This is a genomic window from Roseiarcus sp. (assembly GCF_049514155.1).
Lineage (GTDB): Bacteria > Pseudomonadota > Alphaproteobacteria > Rhizobiales > Beijerinckiaceae > Roseiarcus.
Genome location: NZ_JBEKVH010000265.1, coordinates 1 through 3323, shown reverse-complemented (window position 1 = coordinate 3323; position 3323 = coordinate 1). Strand labels below are relative to the sequence as shown.

1 protein-coding gene and 1 pseudogene are annotated in these 3323 nt (G+C 68.8%); one reads left to right on the top strand and one right to left on the bottom strand.

Features of this window, described 5'->3' with window-relative positions; all coding sequences use genetic code 11:
* Positions 1-27 precede the first annotated feature (27 nt).
* Positions 28-984, top strand: a pseudogene (locus ABSF49_RS21180) (aldo/keto reductase); the annotation flags it as partial.
* Positions 985-1227: 243 nt separating this feature from the next.
* On the opposite strand, the gene ABSF49_RS21175 reads toward ABSF49_RS21180, so the two are convergent.
* Entirely contained in the window at positions 1228-3006 is a 1779-nt protein-coding gene (locus ABSF49_RS21175) for a hypothetical protein (protein WP_424114611.1), read from the bottom strand.
* Positions 3007-3323: the final 317 nt, after the last annotated feature.

Here is a 3323-nt window from a genome sequence, read left to right as displayed (position 1 = left end):
CTTCTCCATGCCAGCGAGGGCCGTCAGATGCAATATGTGAAGCTCGGCCGAACCGGCCTCGATGTCTCCCCGATCTGCATCGGCGCGATGACTTTCGGCGATCCGGCGCGCGGGCATCCGGCGTGGTCGCTCGACGAGGAGACGAGCCGACCGCTTATCCGCCATGCGATTGAAAAGGAGATCAATTTCTTCGACACCGCCAACATGTATTCGCAAGGTTCGAGCGAAGAGATTCTCGGCCGCGCGCTCAAGGATTTCGGCGCGCGCGACGATCTGGTCGTCGCGACTAAGCTCAGGAACGTGATGCGGCCCGGCCCGAATGGCGCAGGCCTGTCGCGCAAAGCCGTCATGACTGAGATCGACCACAGCCTCAGCCGCCTTGGTATGGATTACGTCGATCTTTACCAGATCCATCGCCTCGACCCGACGACGCCGATGGAGGAGACGCTTGAAGCGCTGCACGACGTCGTCAAGGCCGGCAAGGTTCGCTACCTCGGCGCGTCGTCGATGCACGCCTGGGAGTTCAGCAAGGCGGTGCACCTGCAGAAGGCGCACGGCTGGGCGCGCTTCGTCTCGATGCAGGATCATTACAATCTGCTGGCGCGCGAGGAAGAGCGCGAGATGCTGCCGCTGTGCGCCGACGAAGGCGTCGGGACGATGGTGTGGAGCCCGCTGGCGCGGGGCCGGTTGGCGCGGCCGTGGGGGGAGGCGACGACGCGGTCGCAATCCGATCCGTTCGCCAACCTGCTCTATGACGCGACCGAGACCAGCGATTGCGCGATCGTCGACGCGGTCGGCGCCATTGCGGCGAAGCGCGGCGTCAGCCGGGCGCAGATCGCGCTCGCCTGGCTGCGGCGAAATCCGGTCGTCGTCGCGCCGATCGTCGGCGCGAGCAAGGCCTCGCACATCGACGATGCGGTCGCCGCTTTGTCGATCACGCTCAGCGACGAAGAAGCGGCGCAGCTCGAAGCGCCCTACACGCCGCGGCGCGACTTCCAAGGCGTGTCGGACCCACGCGAACTCGCGCGCGTCTCGGCGGCGGTCGGCATCAAGCCTGCGGGGGCGTAGGCGCGCGCGCCTTTCTCCCCTCGCCCGCTTGCGGGAGAGGGGTCGGGGGTGAGGGCAAGTCTGCGACTCCCCCTCATCCGGCCGGCTGCGCCGGCCACCCCCGGGACTTCGCCCGGGGGCAGGCTCTTCTCCCGCTCGCGGGAGAAGGGAATCCTGTCCTTAGTGGATCTGCATCGGCATCAGGCCGCCGGGGCCGGCCATGAAGCCCCAGATTTCGCCAGCGCCGACCTCGACGTCGTCGCTGACTTCGAGCGGACCCGCCTTCATCGACACTTTGTATTTGCCTGGCGGCAATTCGAGCGTCGGGCCGCCCGGCCCGTTGGCGCCGACCCCCGGCGCCACCTTCACCGTCTGCTTGTTGATCGTGAACGTCACCGGGGCGCTGAGCAGATTGCCGAACATCGCCTTGACCTTGCCCGGCTTGGCCAGCAGGCCGGACTGCGCCGCCTTGGCTTGATTGCTGACGACCAGGCTGACGGTCGTCGCGTCGTCCTTGCGCTCCAGCTTCAGAACCGCAGGACCGTCCGGCGAAGTGAAGGCGAGCGTCGCGCGATCGTCGGCGACTGTGGCCCCCGTCGCTTCTTCCTTCCAGCCGCGCTTGCCGAGCTCCTGCCGGTAGAACCCGAGCACCGATTTCAGATCGAGCGGCGTCTCGACGGTGAGCGCATGGCGGAGCGGCGTGCCCTCGGCCTCGGCCAAGGTATGGTTGCTTGGCACCGGAAAGCCGCCGGTCTCCTCGACCGCCAGATCCTCCGCGGTCGGGGCCGGGGCGGCGGCCTCTTTCTCCGCTTCGTTGACCAGGCCTTCGCCGGAGGCGTCGACTTCGGTCTTGTCGATCGGATGCATGAGGGTCAGCTCGATGTCTTTGCCGTCCTTGGAGAAGTCGAGCACGACCATGTTCGGCTTGTCGATGCCGGAGGACTCGGCCTGCCAGCCGAGCGGCTTCATCGCCGCGCGGTAGAAGGCGACGACGCTCTCGATGCTGGATTCGGTCTCGAAGGCGAGCTTGCCCTCGGCGCCGTCGAATTTGACGGCTTCGGCGGTCGCCGGAACCGGAATGGTCGCATTGTTCCCTTCCATGGCGGCAAGCGTTTCGACGGGACCGCTGGGGGCCAGCGGCGCGGCGGCCTTGGGCGCGGTCGCATCGGCCATGGCCGATTTGGCGATGTCGGCGATCGCCTGCTGCGCTTGCTTGGCGACGGCGGCGCTGACTTCGTCAGGCGTCGGCGTCGGAGCAGGCGCGGCGGCGGCGGAAGCAGCGGCGGCGGGCTTGGCCGGCGCGAGATCCGCGGCGAGGTCCTCGGCCGCGACGCCTTTCAGTTCGATCTTGGTCGCGCCGTCGTCGCCGCGCTGCACGACAAGCAGCAGCGGGGCGTGATCGGGGCGGACGAAGTAGACGTGCGCGCCCTTGTCGGTGTTGGGGTTGCGCCCCGCCGGCGCCGGCGCCCAGCCCATGCGCGCGAGTTCGCCGTTGAAGAAGGCGAGCGTCGCCGGGATCGGCTGGCTGGAGGCGCAGGTGAGAACGGGCTCGTGGGGATCGAAGGCGATGTCGGTCGCGTCGGGCGGAAACGGCAGGTCGTTGGCGAGCGGCTTGGCGGTGTAATTGACGTTGGCGGTCGTGGCGGGATCGGACTTGGTGACCAGCACGCTGAGCGCCAGCGGCCCCTTCTTGAAGTTCATCACCTGCACGTCGTCGGTCTTGGCTTCGTCAGCGTTCGCCGCCGCATATTGCCGCCAACCATCCCCGGCGAGCGCCTTGCCGACGGCGGCAGCCGCCTGCGCGACGGGCGCCGGCGCGGCGTAGATCGTCGACAGCGGGCTGGCATAGAGCGCCTTGGCCCCGGCGACGCGCGGCAGGGCGCTGGTGTCGAGAACCTCCGCCACGGCCGGCGAGAGGAAGGCGGCTGCCGAGATCAGCGCCAGGCAAAGCGCCGCCAAGGCGGCTCGCAAACGTGGGCGCGGCGTCTGGGCGCCGCTTGGCTTATCGGCGCGGGCGGTCGAGGCGTCAGTCGAAATTGCAGGGCGCGAAAAGCGCATCGTCAGGCTCCTTGGACGGCGGCGCCCTCGGAAACGCCGGGAAGGATCGAGGCTGCGGCTTTGCGGCGGCCGAGATGTCGACAGTGGACACGCCCCCGCGCGCTTGCGCAAAGGCGTCGGAGCAGGATTACGGGACGCGCGTGCCAAGCAGGCGCGGGCGGAGGGGCTTGTAGCCGCGCGCGGCGAGCGCGGCGGTGCGCAAGCGCCCTACGGATGCC